This is a genomic window from Steroidobacter agaridevorans, from assembly GCF_009932555.1.
Lineage (GTDB): Bacteria > Pseudomonadota > Gammaproteobacteria > Steroidobacterales > Steroidobacteraceae > Steroidobacter > Steroidobacter agaridevorans.
On record NZ_BLJO01000003.1, the window covers coordinates 122,772 to 137,899 of the forward strand.

General features: G+C 63.1%; 11 protein-coding genes. 4 read left to right on the top strand and 7 right to left on the bottom strand.

Annotation, left to right across the window (positions count from 1 at the left end; translation table 11 throughout):
- Positions 1 to 7: 7 nt before the first annotated feature.
- Genes GYH35_RS11545 through GYH35_RS11560 form a run of 4 tightly spaced genes read right to left on the bottom strand, consistent with a single transcriptional unit; the run spans position 8 to position 3,276 of the window.
- A complete protein-coding gene (locus tag GYH35_RS11545) occupies positions 8 to 1,318 on the bottom strand; it encodes an ATP-binding protein (RefSeq protein WP_161811994.1) in 1,311 nt (436 codons plus the stop codon).
- Positions 1,319 to 1,320: 2 nt separating this feature from the next.
- The gene (locus GYH35_RS11550) at positions 1,321 to 2,004 is read right to left on the bottom strand and encodes a response regulator (protein ID WP_161812540.1); all 684 of its coding nucleotides are present in this window, start codon (positions 2,002 to 2,004) and stop codon (positions 1,321 to 1,323) included.
- A gap of 14 nt (positions 2,005 to 2,018) precedes the next feature.
- A complete protein-coding gene (locus GYH35_RS11555; RefSeq protein WP_161811995.1) occupies positions 2,019 to 2,438 on the bottom strand; it encodes a DUF3019 domain-containing protein in 420 nt (139 codons plus the stop codon).
- Positions 2,410 to 3,276 carry a MipA/OmpV family protein gene (locus GYH35_RS11560; RefSeq protein WP_161811996.1) on the bottom strand — a complete coding sequence of 289 codons (867 nt, stop codon included), beginning with the start codon at positions 3,274 to 3,276 and terminating at the stop codon, positions 2,410 to 2,412. The genes GYH35_RS11555 and GYH35_RS11560 overlap by 29 nt, the downstream gene beginning before the upstream one ends.
- A 248-nt stretch (positions 3,277 to 3,524) precedes the next feature.
- Between GYH35_RS11560 and GYH35_RS11565 the strand changes: the two genes are divergently transcribed.
- Positions 3,525 to 5,564 carry a beta-propeller domain-containing protein gene (locus tag GYH35_RS11565; RefSeq protein ID WP_161828484.1) on the top strand — a complete coding sequence of 680 codons (2,040 nt, stop codon included), beginning with the start codon at positions 3,525 to 3,527 and terminating at the stop codon, positions 5,562 to 5,564.
- Positions 5,565 to 5,644: 80 nt separating this feature from the next.
- Positions 5,645 to 6,814 carry an acyl-CoA dehydrogenase family protein gene (locus GYH35_RS11570; RefSeq protein ID WP_161828485.1) on the top strand — a complete coding sequence of 390 codons (1,170 nt, stop codon included), beginning with the start codon at positions 5,645 to 5,647 and terminating at the stop codon, positions 6,812 to 6,814.
- 11 nt (positions 6,815 to 6,825) lie between these two features.
- Here the strand turns inward: GYH35_RS11570 and GYH35_RS11575 are convergent, their stop codons facing one another.
- The 3 genes from GYH35_RS11575 to GYH35_RS11585 are packed head-to-tail and all read right to left on the bottom strand — an operon-like array spanning position 6,826 to position 12,157.
- Positions 6,826 to 7,092 (bottom strand): DUF4242 domain-containing protein, encoded by a 267-nt coding sequence (locus GYH35_RS11575; RefSeq protein ID WP_161811999.1) that lies wholly within the window; start codon positions 7,090 to 7,092, stop codon positions 6,826 to 6,828.
- A gap of 5 nt (positions 7,093 to 7,097) precedes the next feature.
- A complete protein-coding gene (locus GYH35_RS11580) occupies positions 7,098 to 11,660 on the bottom strand; it encodes a serine/threonine-protein kinase (RefSeq protein ID WP_161828486.1) in 4,563 nt (1,520 codons plus the stop codon).
- Positions 11,657 to 12,157, bottom strand: a complete 501-nt coding sequence (locus tag GYH35_RS11585; protein ID WP_161812001.1) for an ECF-type sigma factor — start codon at positions 12,155 to 12,157, stop codon at positions 11,657 to 11,659. The genes GYH35_RS11580 and GYH35_RS11585 overlap by 4 nt, the downstream gene beginning before the upstream one ends.
- Before the next feature lie 207 nt (positions 12,158 to 12,364).
- Between GYH35_RS11585 and GYH35_RS11590 the strand changes: the two genes are divergently transcribed.
- Both GYH35_RS11590 and GYH35_RS11595 read left to right on the top strand, forming a co-directional pair.
- On the top strand, positions 12,365 to 13,717 hold the full coding sequence (locus tag GYH35_RS11590; protein WP_161812002.1) for a vanadium-dependent haloperoxidase: 1,353 nt from the start codon (positions 12,365 to 12,367) through the stop codon (positions 13,715 to 13,717).
- A 69-nt stretch (positions 13,718 to 13,786) separates the two neighbouring features.
- Positions 13,787 to 15,118, top strand: coding sequence for a c-type cytochrome (locus GYH35_RS11595; protein WP_161812003.1), 1,332 nt, complete (start codon positions 13,787 to 13,789; stop codon positions 15,116 to 15,118).
- Positions 15,119 to 15,128 lie beyond the last annotated feature (10 nt).

Here is a 15,128-nt window from a genome sequence, read left to right on the forward strand (position 1 = left end):
CAGCCGCTCAATCGCGCCTGCTGCCAGTCTCCGATCCGCTCACCGGCCACTCGATGATGAATCTGGCGCCGCCGAGAGGCGAGCGGTCGACGCTGGCGGCGCCGCCGTGCCATTCGATGGCGCGTTTGACGATCGCCAGCCCGAGCCCGAAGCTGCCGTGCGAGTTGCTGCGCCCGCCGAGTTGTATGAAGGAGCCGAATACGCGCTCGCGGTCGGCCGCGGGAATGCCGGGGCCGTCGTCTTCGACGTAGAGCCGATAGCTATCGGCCGCGACTTTGAAGGTGATGTGGACCCGTTGTTTCGCGTAGCGCGTGGCGTTGTATAGCAGATTGCGCAGCACCGTCTCGATGAGATGCGCGTCGCAGACTACGTCGTCGGTGTCGTCGGCGACCTCGCAGCTCAGGATGAGATCATTGCGAGCACCGCGCCTGACGGATTCGGTCACAGCCGGGACCACCAGCGTGAAATCGTGGCGTCCGAGATTCAATGCAACCTCCGCACGTTCGAGCACGGCGTATTCCAGGGTCGCGGTGACGAATGCATTCAGCTCGGCGATGTCCGTGTTCAAGTGATCGAGATGTTGCAACAGTGTTTCGCGGTTCTCGGCGCTGCGCGCCAGCTCGATTTCGAAGCGCATGCGCGCGAGCGGTGTTTTGATCTCGTGCGACATCGCATTCGCCATGTCTTTGTGCGAGCGGATCAGGGCGTCGATCCGGCGCGCCATGCGACCGAATGCGTCGGCGAGTGAAGCGACTGGAGAGCGCGGCGAGATGTCGGCGTCGAAGCTCCAATTGCGGTTGCCGAAGCGGAGCGTCGAGCGTTCGAGTGCGCGCAGGTCGCGCCTGAGCGGCCAGAGCCATAGCATGACGATGAGCGCTATGGCGGCGTAGAAAACGAGCACTAGAAGCCATTCCAGCGGCGTGCGCCGCAATGTTTCATCCACGAATCGGAACGCGAGCATGCGATCGCTGGAGGCGATCCGTTGTAACGCCCAGACGCGATCGTCCGCGTCGCTCCACAGCGCTGGCTTGCCTTGCTCGGCTCCGGTTGGATCGATGCCGGTAAGCTCCTCGGGCTCCATCAGTTCCAGATCCAACCCTGTGTTGCGGGCCAGATCCGCGACGGCCTCGGGCCAGCGGTCCTGCGGCATCGATTGCAGCTGTTGTTCGACGATCGTCAGCACGGCGGTCTGCGAGGGATAGCTGGCCGTCGGCCGGGCAGACTCCGCATACAAATGCCACAACCGATCCTGCCCCCAACTGACGATGGCGAGCGTCGCGACGATGGCCAGGTAGAGCTGCAGAAAGTGGCGCGCCATGCTCAGCCCTCGGGCGCGAACAAATACCCGTGCCCCCACACCGTCCTGATTCTTTCCGGCGCGCCAGCGTCCCCCAGCTTCTTGCGCAGATGCGAGACACGCACGTCGAGCGTGCGATCGACCCCGTCGTAGTCGCGTTTGTAGAGCTGCTGATACAACGCTTCGCGCGATTGAATCTCTCCTGCGCGGCAGGCCAGCGCGAACAACAGGTCGAATTCGTTGCTGGAGAGTGTTACTTCTTCGGTTCCCACGAACACCGAGCGCGACATGGGATTGATACAGACGTTGCCGAACTTCAGCAACCGAGGCTCGGGTGGCGCGTTGCCCCTGCTACGGCGTAACAACGCGTGAATTCGCGCCACCAGCACACGAGGCTCGACGGGTTTTGCGACGTAATCGTCGGCGCCGAGCTCCAGGCCCACGACGTGATCGATATCGTTGTTGCGCGCTGTGAGAATCAGAATGGGCAGCGTCGACAGGCTGCGCAATTCCTTGCAGACGGCAAAGCCATCGCGACCCGGCAAGCCGAGGTCGAGGATGACCAGGTCGGGCTTTTCCTGCTGCAGGTGGCCGACCACCGCGTCGCCGCGATGTTCGACGATGACGCGAAAGCCATTGCCCTGCAGGTACGTGCGCACGAGCTCCGACAACCGCGGGTCGTCTTCGACGAGCAGGATGACAGGCAGGGCGGGGGCGGCGCTCAATAGAAAATGCTCCACGGTTGGCGGCGCTTGCGTCGAAACTGCAGCGCCTTGCGAATGACGGCGATCGCTTGCGAGGCGAGCACGCGATCGAGCTCGGTATCGCGCAGCTGCACCACCAGATCCTGGCTGAATGCCACTTCCACGCTGTACAGCCCTTCGGAGTGTTGCTCCCAGCAGTGGCGAATGTGCGGCTGATCCACGATCACCAGGCACAGCGACTCGTCCTTGGTCGAGCGCCATTGCGCACGCACGGTGGTGTTACAAGTCGCATCGTTATCGGCGAGCGTGCAGACACGCGGGCGCAGCTGAAGCTCGATCGGTTGCTGGCCGGCGTCGGCCGCGGCTCCTGTCGACGCTGCGAGGAGCAGGCAGCCCAGCAGCGCGGCGTTAGAATACTTTGAAGTTGAAGCCCACAAAGGCAGTCACCACGGCGGGATCCGATACGATCGGGCTGTCGGCGATCTCGCCGCTGAAATATTCATAATGAACGAAAGCACTGAGCGTCCAGCGCTCGGACAGCACGCGTGAGTAGCCCAGTTTGACGAACGGGTTGAGCGCCGCAGCGGGGCGATACAGTCCTTTGACGCCATAGTAATAGCGCACCGTCTCGGCGCTCTTCCAGGTAAAGCCGGCGTTTGCGATCAGGGAATGTTCGGTCTGGATCAGTGGGGCGGAGAGCGCGCCACGGATCTCGTAGCCCTTGTGCCGACCGGTGAATTCATAGAGCGCGCTCAGCTGTCCCGCGAAGCCGCCGTATGAAAACAGCCATTCCGGTCCGGCAAGATAGGTCGTGCGGCGACGATGGTGCGGAAATTCTTCGCGCGACCCGTCATCTCCAGGCGACCCTTCCTCTCCAGGGGCGACTGCGCCGCCGCCCGTCGAGCCCAGGGGACCGCTGACCAGGACGTTCTGTGGATCGCCACGACTGAAGAACACGCGATCGTAGCCGGGCGCGGCAACGACGTTGAAGGTGTTCGCCACACCTTCGTGCAGCGTAAAGCCGGGCTCCAGGTTGTCCAGGAAGAACCGCTTGCCGTAATAGCTCAACTGCGGAACGACGATCAGCGGAATGTCGGAACGGCCGGCGATGGGATTGGTACGGACACCCGCTCCGAGCGCCACACTCAGATCCCACTCGCCAACGACTACACAATCGGGTGAGACAGCGGTGCACTTGCCTTGCGCCCCGGCAGGCAGGGGGCTGCAGGATGCGATGAGCAGAAGCAGGGCGAGTTGGCGCAGTGTCGTAGGCATTGGCGTGATCTGCGTGCGTTTGCGATCGAGTCGCGCTGAGGCTGGGATTCTCCCAGAGCGCACGCGGGCAGCTGTGAAGCTTTGGTAGCGAATTGTTACGCGAATGTACGCCCAGGTTCGGGATCTGTTAACAGAGCGTGCCAGCTGTACGCGCCGCTGACAACCTTTACAAATGCGCGACGGATTCCCTGGCGGCCGCTTCCTAATATTCCGGCCGCTCAAAGAAAAATCGCACCGGAGGACAGTGGATGAGCGCATCGGCGAAAGCGACGGCACTGCTGGCGACATCGATCGGACTGGTCGCCTGCAGCGGCGGCTCGGGCTCGAGCGGGCGGAAGCTGGACACCGACTATTCCGGCTTGCGACTTGCTACATCGACCGACGGAGCTCTGCATTATGCGACGAAGGACGGGAGAGTCTTGGACGCCCTGCGCAATGGTATTCGGATGTCCCTGGCCGGCGCGCCTGAGATCGCTGTCGTCGGCGGACCCGCGGCATTCAGCGATCGGGCCGGTGGCTATTCCAGAACCACGGTCCAGGTGGCAGGGGTGGATGAGGCAGATCTCGTCAAATACGACGGCCACCATGTTTACGCCGTCGTCCCCAAGCCTGTGCCATCCAGCGGCACAGCGCCCACGGGGCTGATTCGCAATGTCTTGAAAGTAGTCAGCACGGACGCGGTGAGCGCCGCCACGCAAGTCGTTTCCGAGTTCACCCTGGCGGGAGAGCACAGCTCCGTGCCGCTCCTGTATCAAGTGCAATCCTCCAGCGGCGACACGGAATACCTCGCGGCCGTGAGCCAGGATTCTCGGGCCTGGTTGCAAGCGCAGCCGGTGATCGGGACGCTGGTGAGCCAGCCGGATCGCACGATCGTGCAATTTCTCGACGTGCGCGATCCGTCGAATGTGTCGCAGGCATGGCAGATCGAGCTGGACGGTTGGTTGCGCGGCAGCCGGAAGATCGGCGATACGCTATACCTTGTCAGCAGCTATCGGCCGCGACTGGCCGGTTTGGTGCTGCCGGCGGACACGCTCGAGACCAGGCAGGCGAACGAGCGGCGCATCCTCGAGGCGAGCGCGGCAGACCTGTTGCCTGGTTACCGCATCAACGGCGGGATCGAGTTGCCGCTCGTCACGCCACGCGACTGCGTGTTGCCGGCCGATCTGTCGTCGCTAGACGCGTACGCCGACCTGGTGGTCATCACCGCCCTCGACTTGAACCAGCGGCGCGTGACCGATGTCAACTGCATCAGCACCAACGTCAACGGCGTCTACGTCTCGATCGACAGTCTGTACGTGGGCGGCGAGGGCGTCGCTGCCGACGGCGCGCCCATGACGGTGTTACACAAGTTCTTGCTGAACCGCGGCGATATCACCTATCGCGCGAGCGGCGCAGTCAGCGGCAGGATCGGTTGGACGAACGCTTCCTACTTCATGGATGAATACCGGGGCGATTTGCGTATCGTCACGAGCCGCGCCGACGTGCATGGCCTGTCGGTGCTGCGCGAAACGACGGATCGCCGGCTCATCGCGATGGCCAGGCTGCCGAACACGCAACATCCGGCGCCGATCGGCAAACCAGGTGAGCAGGTGCACGCCGTGCGTTTCTTTGGCGAGCGCGCGTACGTCGTGACGGCCCGAGTGACCGACCCGCTCTATGCCATCGACCTGAGCAACCCGGTAGACCCGTTCATCGCCGGCGAGCTCGAAATTCCCGGCGTATCGACCTATCTGCAGCCCATCGTCGGGCCGACGGGCGCTGCATTGCTGCTGTCCGTCGGGCGAGAGCTCAACGCGCAGGGCGTTCGCACTGGTATCAAGGTCGAGCTCTTCGACGTAAGTGATGTCGCTCGACCGCGCTCGCTCGGTGTGCAGGTGTTCGGGAAGATTGGGTCCTCGAGCGATGCAACCGAGGATCCGCATGCGCTGACGCTGTTGCCGGTCGGGCACACGGATAGCTACCGGTTCGCGCTACCGATCGACGTGTTCGACACGCCGTCGTATGACGGCCGGTTCAATTGGACCTACAGTGGAGTGCATCTGCTGCAGATCGATGGGCTGGCAGGCGCGACACCTCACCTGAGTCTGGCAGGCGTGATCGAAACGGCGGAGCCGGACCGCTCCAATGCCTATCCGCGATACCCGGTGCCGAATCGGAGCGTGCTACACGACGAGTGCGTGTTCGTCGTGAACGGCGATACCGTCATGGGCAGCATGTGGAGCCGAGCCGCGGCGGAGCCTGCCCAGCTCCCATCTGTCGAGTTCGGAATGCCAAGGGTTCGATTGTGACAACCCGATGAGCCCCCCGGTCCGCATTTATGGCTTTACCCAGGCGAGAGACAATCACCGCGCCGCCTGGGAGAGTCAGAATGAGCCCGACGATACTGAACGACGAAATGCTGGCCCGCTTTGCCCGGCGTGCGAGCGACTACGATCGCGAAAACCGCTTCTTTTCCGAGGACTTCGAGGAGTTGCGGGAATGCGGATATTTGCGGGCCGCAGTGCCGCGCGACTTCGGAGGCGGCGGGCTCACGCTGGCTGAAGTCGTGCGTCAGCAACGTCGATTGGCTTACCACGCGGCGCCGACCGCCCTCGCGGTCAATATGCATCTGTATTGGACCGGAATCGCAGCGGACCTGTTCAGGGCCGGCGACACGTCGCTCGCGTGGCTGTTGGACGCTGCGATGAAAGGCGAGATCTTCGCGGCCGGCCACGCCGAGAGCGGCAACGATATTCCGGTGCTGCTGTCCACGACGCGAGCCGAGCGAGTGTCAGGCGGCTATCGGTTCACCGGAAAGAAATCGTTCGGCAGTTTGACGCCGGTGTGGACCTACCTTGGCATTCACGGGATGGATACGAGCGATCCGAGCGCGCCAAAGGTCGTGCATGCATTCATGCCACGCGACACGGAAGGCTATCGGATCGACGAGACCTGGGACGTGCTCGGGATGCGCGCCACACGCAGTGACGACACGGTGCTCGACGGCGCATTCGTGCCGGACCGTTACGTTGCCCGCATCGTTGCGGCCGGGGCCGCCGGGGTCGATCAGTTCGTGTTGGCGATATTCGCATGGGCGCTGCTGGGATTCGGGAATATCTACTATGGATTGGCGCGTCGCGCCTTGGACCTGACGGTTCAATCGCTGCACGGTAAGCGCTCGATCGCGCTGTCGCGGCCGATGATTTATCACCCCGAGGTTCAGCATCGGATCGCGCAGATGCAGCTCGCGCTCGATCCGATCGAGCCGCACCTCGAACGCATCGCTCAGGACTGGTCCAGCGGCGTCGATCATGGCCCGCTCTGGCCGGCGAAAATCCTTTCCGCCAAGTACAACGCAGTCGAGAACGCGTGGCGAGTCGTGGACCTCGCGATGGAGGTGGCGGGCGGCTTCGGCATCTTCAAGCGCAGCGGGCTCGAGCAGATCTTTCGTGACGCCCGGCTCGGGCGCATCCATCCAGGCAACTCGATGTTCACCCATGAGTTGGTCGGCAAGACGGCGCTCGGCATCAACCCGGACGAGATGCCACGCTGGGGCTGACGTCTGAAAGTTCAGCTGAACATCGCGGGATTGATCTCGAGAGCAATCTCGCTGATGCGATCCACGGGCAGCCCGGCGCGACGGGCGTGCTCGCGGATGGCCTCGGCGCTCGGTGCGTCGTACTCGCAATAGATCTTGCCTTCGGCATCCGAGACGTAGCTGCGAATCCATCGCACGTCCGGCATGTCCTTGAGCACGTCGACTGAGAGGCGTCCCGCTTGCTCGAGCTGCGCCCGCGTGAGCGGGGCGACCGAGCGTTCGATGATGAATCGCGGCATATCCGTTACTCCGGTTCGGTGACGAGCTGGGCCAGGCGTTGTATCAACAGAGCTTCACCGGTGGCGTCGTTGAGCGCACGCCGCAGGGCGAGCGATTGTTCGTAGCATGCGCGTGCAAGGTTTGAGCGCCGACGCATCCGGTGAATGTCGCCGAGCGCCGTCAAGGCATGACTTTCGAGCAAACGTTGCTTGGTTGCACGATTCAGCTCGACGCTTTCCTCGAGCGCCGTGCGAGCTTCCTCGTGACGGTTCAGGCGGCCGAGTGTGATGCCCAAGCTGTTGAGCATCAGGCCTTCATGGATGCGATCGGACAACAAGCGCGTGAGGCGTAGCGCGATTTCGTAGTGACGCTGCGCTCGTGAATACTCCGACCGTGCCCAGTGCATGATGCCGAGAGTATTCCTTAACGTCAGCTCGCGGCTTTGCGCGCCGAGCGTGACGGTGAGCGCCAGCGCCGCCTCGGCCGCTTCGATGGCCTGATCGGTGTTGCCACTGAAGGATCGAACCGCGCGTGCAATGCCTTCGAGCGCCTGCAGCTCGCCGTCGACATCGCCTAGCTTGATACAAAGCTCTCGCATGCTTTGCCAGGCTTGCAAGGCAGGCGTGACGTCGCCGCAACGTTCGGCGATCGTCGCTATCCGGCTCCACATCTCCGCCTCGCCGGCGCGGTCTTCGAGCTGTGCAAACAGGGATGCGGCCTCCTTCAGCCGGGGCAGCGCCTCTTCATCTCGGCCGAGACCTTCCAACACTTCGCCAAACGCACGTAGCGACTGCACGAGCCCGTCCGCATAACGGGCGCGTCGGCTGAGCTCGATCGATTCCTGGTAGGTCTGCAGTGAGCGCTCGATCTGCCCTTGTTGCAAATACAGGTGGGCGATGGCCATGAGATGGAACGAGCGCTGGATCGGCAACAAGTGCAGCCGAGTCAGCTCGTTCGCCCGTTGCAACACTTCCAGCGCCCGCTGCGGATCGCCGGCGTCACGGTAGATGTTGGCGAGATTCTGCAAGCTGTAACTCAGATTGGCGGGCGCTTGGGCGAGGGCGGGGATGGCCAGCGCCTCTTCGATTCTTTCGATGGCCCGCCGATGCTCGCCCATGCCTTTCAGAATGGTGCTGAGATTGGCCAGATCGCCGGCGACGGCGAGCTCGTCGCAACGCTCGCGGTCGATCTCGAGCGCGCGCTCCGTCATGCTCAGCGCTTCTTCATGGCGGCCCTCGTGCCAACGTAACAGTCCCAGACTTCGCAGCGCCTGTCGTTCAAGAGCGCTGTTGCCGTGTTCTCGACTGACACGAAGCGCCGTGCCGAGTGCGCGATCCGCGGCGTCGAAACGCCGGAGCAGCGTCAATAGATCGCCCTGTCGTTGATAGGCCTGTGCAAGGCGCGACGAGGTGCCTCGGGGCGCAAGCAGCGCGATCAACTCATCGACGATCTGCTGTTGCCGGCCGCGCTTGCCGAGCGTTTCGCACAAGCGCTCCTGTTGAAGCAAGACATCGGCGATGCGATCCGCGCGCTGCTCGTCATCGGGCAGTCGATCGATGTATGAACGGACTCGGTCGAGCATGGCCAATGCATCGGCAAATTGGCTCAGGGCGCGGGCGCGTTCCGCCGCGCGGCCGCCATGGTCGATCGCTTGCTGCCAGCTTTCGGCGAGTGCGAAATGATGTGCGAGCAGCTCGGCGTGATCATCCACTTGGCGCGGAGTCAGTCGCGCCAGCGCCGCGCCGACGATCCTGTGCCACGAGCGCCGTTGGTGACTCAGCAGGCTCTCGTAAGTCACTTCATGGGTCAGCACATGATTGAATCGGTAAGCGATGTCCGGAACGAGGCTGCTCTGTTGAACGAGGCCCGCGCGAGTGAGGCGCTCGAGCGCTTGGGCTACATCATGTTTGCTTCCTAAAACGTCCGCGAGCAGCGCGTGAGAGAACTCGCGACCGATCACGGACGCGACTCTCAAGACCTCCAGCGCATCCTTGTCGAGCGCATCGAGTCGTGTGCGGATAACGGCCTGCACCGTCTCGGGCAGCTGCAATGACGCGACGCCGCCGGCGACGATGCCTTCGCCGCCTTCCGTCGCCACTGCTCCCGTTTCCGTGAGTGCGTGGCAGATCTCTTCGAGAAAGAATGGATTGCCGGCGGTGCGCTCGAAGAGACGCTGAGCGAGCTCGGCGGAGATGCGTTGGACGCGCAGCACGTCGCGCACGATGTCGGTCGAGGCGCTGAAATCGAGTGCGGTCAGATGGATCTGTGTGGCCCGCGATGCCCATTCGATCTGTTCCACGCCCGCAGGCCTGCTGGTGACGAGTACGAACAAGGAATGATTCGGGACAATCTCGATCAACCGGTGAAGCGCGGCGCGTGAACCCTCGTCACTCCAGTGACAGTCTTCTAGCCACAGGACTGTCGGAGCGGCACTCGCGACTCGCGCCAGCAAAGCAGCCAGAGCCTCCGGCACCGCTTGTTGTAGATGCTCGCCGCGCAGATCGCGGGGCAGGGGGAATTCGTCGCTCGCCATCGAAAGCAAATGCAAGTACAGCGGCACGAATTGCAGCAGCGACGCATCGATCGAGCGAATGCGGTCGACGACGGCGCCGATGTCAGGGCGGTCTTCGCGCAGCGGGCCCAGTTGCAACGCCTGTCGCAGCACGTCGATGAAGGGCTGATAAGGCGCGGTGCCGCCATAGGAATGGCAACGAGCGCCGAACTCGCGGACATCCGCTGCGACGATGCGCGAACGCAGTTCATGGAGGAGCCGACTCTTGCCGACACCTGCTTCGCCGACGATGAGAGCGATCTGCCCATGACCAATGCGAGCGCGGGAAAACCGCTCGATCAGCGTGGCCAGCTCCGTCTGCCGACCGGTGTAAGCCGTCAATCCCCTGTGCACGGCCGCGTCGATGCGCGCCCGCAGGCCCGATTCGCCGAGGACACGGTGAGGTATCACCTGGCCTTCGTCAGCCAGCAATGTCACCGTCTCCTGTGGCTCGGTATGGATGAAGGGCGTGATCAGGCGCTGACATTCAGGAGTGACCAGGATGGTGTCGCGCGCAGCAAGGATCGCGAGGCGGTAAGCCGACTGCACGACGGCGCCGCTCACAGCGTATCGCCGCGGCCCACTGTTCATTCGCTGCGAGACGATCAATCCGGAACGCACGCCGGTGCGTAGTCGCACCTGTCCGCCATGCTGGCCCAACAGTTGAGTGGCCAGTTCCGCCACGCGCCGGTGCAGTTCCATCGCCGCACGAACGGCTCGCAGCTCATCATCCTCATGACCGGCGGGAACACCGAAGAGCGCGACCATCTCCTCATCGAATGCATGATTGACGAGACCGCCGTGTTGTCGAACTACGTCGACCGCGCTGTTGCGGATTCTGGTCATCAGCGCTTCGATTTCTTCGCCGGCGTGCTGTTCGATCAGTGTCGCGTAATCCGAGAGGATCGTTACCATGACGGCTGCATGACGGCGTTCGCTCGCAACAGCCGAGGCAGGCGACTGATTGCGTTTGAGGGCGGCGCCGAGGTACTGCTCACGCTCGATCAGCCCGGCGAGCTCGGCCTCCACCTCGGCCATGGACGCATACCGCTGCGACGCTGTCTTGCCGAGCATCCTGCGAACAATTGCATCCAGTTCGATGGCTGCGTCCGGCCGGTGGGCCGCGATGGATTCCGCTTCGCGATCCTCGATGGCGGCCCGCAACGTTCGCGCGTCGTCGCCGACAAAAGGACGCGAGCCCGTGGCCATTTCATACATCACGACCCCGAGGGCCCAGACATCCATTCGCGGATCGACACTTTCTCCCCGTGCCTGCTCCGGACTCATGTACGCCAGCGTGCCCATCGTCATCCCTGCGGTTGCTGTCAGCGACACGTCCTCGATATGGGCGATGCCGAAGTCCAGAATCTTGACGCTGCCGTCATTCAACAGCATGACATTCGAGGGCTTCACATCCCGGTGCACGATGCCTTGCTGATGCGCCTTGGCCAGGCCGCTCGCGACTTGCAGGGCGATATGAGTGAGCTCCGCGGCGGGGAGGGGGCCGCGGGAGAGGCGCGCCTGTAATGTTTCGCCTTCGTACAGCGGCATCGAAATATACATTTGGCCGTCCGGCGCTGCGCCGATCTCGTGGACGGTGCAGATGTTCGGATGATCGAGTGCGGCGGCCGCGCGCGCCTCGAGCAGGAAACGATTCTTTGCGCTCTCGTGGCTGACCAGGTGCGGCGGCAGAAACTTCAGGGCGACCATTCGACCCAGTCGCTCATCGCGCGCTTTGTAGACCCAGCCCATCGAGCCCGCTCCCAGCGGCGCCAGCACGACGTACTGAGCTACTCGACGGTCGGTCCATTCAACGGCGTCGATACGCGAGCGCCAGCGCGCCGGGGCTTCGAGCTTGGTCGCCAACGTATCGACGAGCCCGCTGCGCTCGTGGCCCTCGATGAGTTGCTCGACCTCACGAAGCAAGGCAGTGTCGTCGCCACACTCTCGGGCCAGCAAGGTCGCGCGGTTCGATGCCGTGCACTCGATCGCCGCACCGAATATTTCCTCGATGCGGCGCCAGCGCTCGTTGCTCACGCGCCCAGCTCCTTGTTCAGCCAGGCGCGGGCCAGGGTCCAATCGCGCTTCACCGTGGCCGGAGAGATCTCGAGTGCTTCGGCGGTTTCGTCCACACTCATCCCGCCGTAGAAACGACATTCCACGATGCGCGCGTGACGTTCATTGATCGCCGCAAGCCGCTGCAACGCTTCGTCGAGAAGAACGAATTCCTCGGCGTGTTCCTGCACGACCGCCAGCGCGTCGTCATCGATCGATTGCATAGGCTTGCCGCCGCCGCGCTTCTGGGTCTTGCGGGCGACTGCATAGTCGATCAGCACCCGGCGCATCGCTTGTGAGGCCAACGCAAGAAAGTGCGCACGGCTCTGCCATTGAATGCGATTGAGTTTGGAAAGCTCGAACCACGCCTCGTGCACCAGAGCCGTCGTGCACAACGTATGTCCAAAGCGCTCGCCACGAAGCTGGCGCTCCGCGATCCGGCGCAATTCGGCGTACACCAGCGTGAACAGGTCTTCCATGGTTCGCCCGTTTCTAATCGTCGTCGGATGGGCTGATCGCCGCAGATCTTAGCGCCGCGGCCGCTCGCGGCTCAACGTCCCTTTGTCCGTAACATTCGATGAGCCGGTTTCACTTCGGTTGCGGCTTTACGCAAGCAAAGAGGTCAGCTCCGGGGAGGGCGCGGGCCCTTTGGCACCCCATCCGATACATCAACCGAGGAAAGAACGATGCAAGCCAAGTTGTTTCTAACGCCGCTGCTGGCGGCCGCGGCCCTGTGCACCAGCTTGACGGCGCTCGCGGGCGGAGCCGCCGATTCGCCGGCCGGCAATCCTGTAACACGCTGGAACGCCGTCGCGATTCAAGTGTTGCCGGTGGATCCCGGACTGGTCATGGATTCTCGCGCGTTCGCGATCGTGCATGCGGCGATTCATGACGCCGTCAACGGCGTGGAGCGCCGGTATCGACCGTACACGATCGAGCTGTCTTACCCGAATGCATCGGTCGATGCGGCCATCGCCACGGCGGCGCGCGATACGCTGGTTGCGCTGTCACCCAGCCAAAGCTCCACCGTCGAGATTGCATATGCAGCGACGTTGCTCGGCATTCCAGATGGCGCGGCCAAGCAGGCCGGCGTCGAGCTCGGTCGCCGAAGTGCGGAAGCCAATCTCGCGCGACGCGTCGGCGATGGCGCCGAGTCGGCGGGCGGTCCGCCGTATGTGCCGAAAGGTGAGCCTGGCGACTATGACTTCACACCGCCGTTCGATAAACCGCCGTTCGGACCGGTCGCGCTCTTTCCAGGGTGGGGGGCTGTCACTCCCTTTGGTGTGGAAACATTGGACCATCGCTTGCCAGGACCGCTGGCGTTGACCAGTCGCGAATATGCGCGCGATTTCAAACTCCTGAAGGCCATGGGGCGCAACGACAGCTCGATGCGAAGCGAGCAGCAGACGGACATGGCAATGTTCTGGTTCGAATTCTCGCCCATGGGGTGGAATCGCATCGCGAACACCGTCCTGCGTCAGGAACGGACTGACGTGTGGCGTTCAGCTCGCATCATGGCGCTGGTGAACTTCGCGCTCGCCGACGGATACATCACGGGCTTCGCGGAAAAATACCGCCATCGTTTCTGGCGTCCGACCACCGCGATTCGCGCTGCCGATCGCGATGGCAATCCCGCCACGGACGCGGACAAGAATTGGACGCCGTTGCAAGCCCCTGCGTTCTTCACGCCGCCGGTGCCAGATTATCCCTCCACGCACACTGTGCTGGGCGCTGCCGCGGCTGAAGTGCTCATTCAAAACTTCGGCGATCGCCTGCGCTTCGAGGTGGTGAGCACGACGCTGCCGGGCGCAACCCGCACGTTTCAGAGCTTGAGCGACGCGGCCCATGAAAATGGAATGTCACGAGTGTATGGCGGCATTCACTTCCTGCACGCCGTGAAAGAAGGCTGTCGACAAGGGAAGAGCGTCGGGCGTGTCGTCAGCCAACTGCTGGCGCCGGCGCAGGAAGGCAAGGCCGCTCAATACAACGTCGAAGGGCCGGTGAAGAGCAAGCTCTGCCTGCACGGCCTGACGCCTTGAATGCGACGCCGGCCTGCCGATGCAGCAGGCCGGCGCTTTCAACCTCAGGAATCAACTAACGAGCTTCTCATGAGAACACAGGGTCTATGGTTTGTGCTGCTGTCCGTACTCGTATTGTCTTCGCCGCGCGCCGCCAATTCGGCGGAGCCGCAGGTGCAGCTGCCACAGCCGTCTCTTCCCAATAATGTGCCTATTCCAAATGAATACGGCGCGGCGGCGACTTTCAGCGAAGAGGGCTTCGTGAATCGCGCCGACGACTTTCACTCACCGCTTGGCACGAACGGCCGCAGTTGCGCCAGCTGTCACGCCGCCGAGGCGGGCTGGAGCGTCACTCCGGCGTATGTCACGGCACGTTTCATCGCGACTGCGGGCCGCGATCCGCTGTTCAACAAGCTCGACGCGAATAATCCGACGCTGGATCTGTCCACAGTGTGGAAGCGCAGGGAAGCCTACAGCATGTTGTTGCGAGGACTGTTCCGGCGCGGAGGCACTGTCCCTGCAGACCGGGATTTCGACATCGTCGCGGTGGACGATCCCAACGGCGTCGGCTCGACCACGGTGTTCTCGTTCTATCGCCGCCCGCTGGCCACGGCGAATCTGAAACTCGCGACTGGAGTGCACTGGGACGGCCGTTTCAGTGTGGCGGGCGACGGTCGCCCACCCAGACTTGGTTTGTTTCAGCAGGCGCGTGCTGCGCTGATGGGAGCGCTCGAAGCGCCCCGCGACCCACCGCCGGCGGATGCGCTGGTCAATGCAATCGTCGACGATGAAGTACAGCTGTGGCACGCGCAAGTTTTTGTGCCCGGCATCGGGCGGCTCGATTCGTGTGGTGGTCGAGGTGGACCCGAGGCGCTGAGTCTGGAGACGACGCGTGTCGGCCGCTTCGACTTGTATGATGCATGGCTCGATTTTGTTCCAAATCGCTGCGATTCCCGACCCCAAGCGGCGGCGTTGCGCGCGCAGATCGCTCGCGGGCAGCAAATCTTCAATACCCGCGTTAGCGCGAACGGCGGCACTTGTTTGGGCTGTCACAATGTCGCGAACAACGGCACCCACTCGAACGATCTGTTCTTCGATATCGGCGTATCGGATGCCGCCAACCGTCCGGCTGGCATGCCGCTTTACACTGTGCGAAAACGCTGCGCGCCGGCCGATAGTGCCTGCGTCGTTGAGGAGAAGCAGACGACGGATCCCGGACGGGCGATCATCACGGGCCGGTTCGCGGACATCAACAGATTCAAAGTACCCAGCGTGCGCGGCGTGGCTGCAAGGGCGCCGTACTTCCACAATGGCAGTGCAAAGACCTTACGCGACGTGGTGCGCCACTATGGCGAACAGCGCGGCTTCAACTTCACCGAGCAGGAAGAGCAGGACCTGGTCGCATTCCTGCGGGCCTTGTGAGATAGACCGC

Bases quoted from the DNA above. Each gene is read 5' to 3' on its own strand.
- GYH35_RS11545 (WP_161811994.1), bottom strand. From the start codon at position 1,318: ATGGCGCGCCACTTTCTGCAGCTCTACCTGGCCATCGTCGCGACGCTC.
- GYH35_RS11560 (WP_161811996.1), bottom strand. From the start codon at position 3,276: ATGCCTACGACACTGCGCCAACTCGCCCTGCTTCTGCTCATCGCATCC.
- GYH35_RS11565 (WP_161828484.1), top strand. From the start codon at position 3,525: ATGAGCGCATCGGCGAAAGCGACGGCACTGCTGGCGACATCGATCGGA.
- GYH35_RS11570 (WP_161828485.1), top strand. From the start codon at position 5,645: ATGAGCCCGACGATACTGAACGACGAAATGCTGGCCCGCTTTGCCCGG.
- GYH35_RS11575 (WP_161811999.1), bottom strand. From the start codon at position 7,092: ATGCCGCGATTCATCATCGAACGCTCGGTCGCCCCGCTCACGCGGGCG.
- GYH35_RS11585 (WP_161812001.1), bottom strand. From the start codon at position 12,157: ATGGAAGACCTGTTCACGCTGGTGTACGCCGAATTGCGCCGGATCGCG.
- GYH35_RS11590 (WP_161812002.1), top strand. From the start codon at position 12,365: ATGCAAGCCAAGTTGTTTCTAACGCCGCTGCTGGCGGCCGCGGCCCTG.
- GYH35_RS11595 (WP_161812003.1), top strand. From the start codon at position 13,787: ATGAGAACACAGGGTCTATGGTTTGTGCTGCTGTCCGTACTCGTATTG.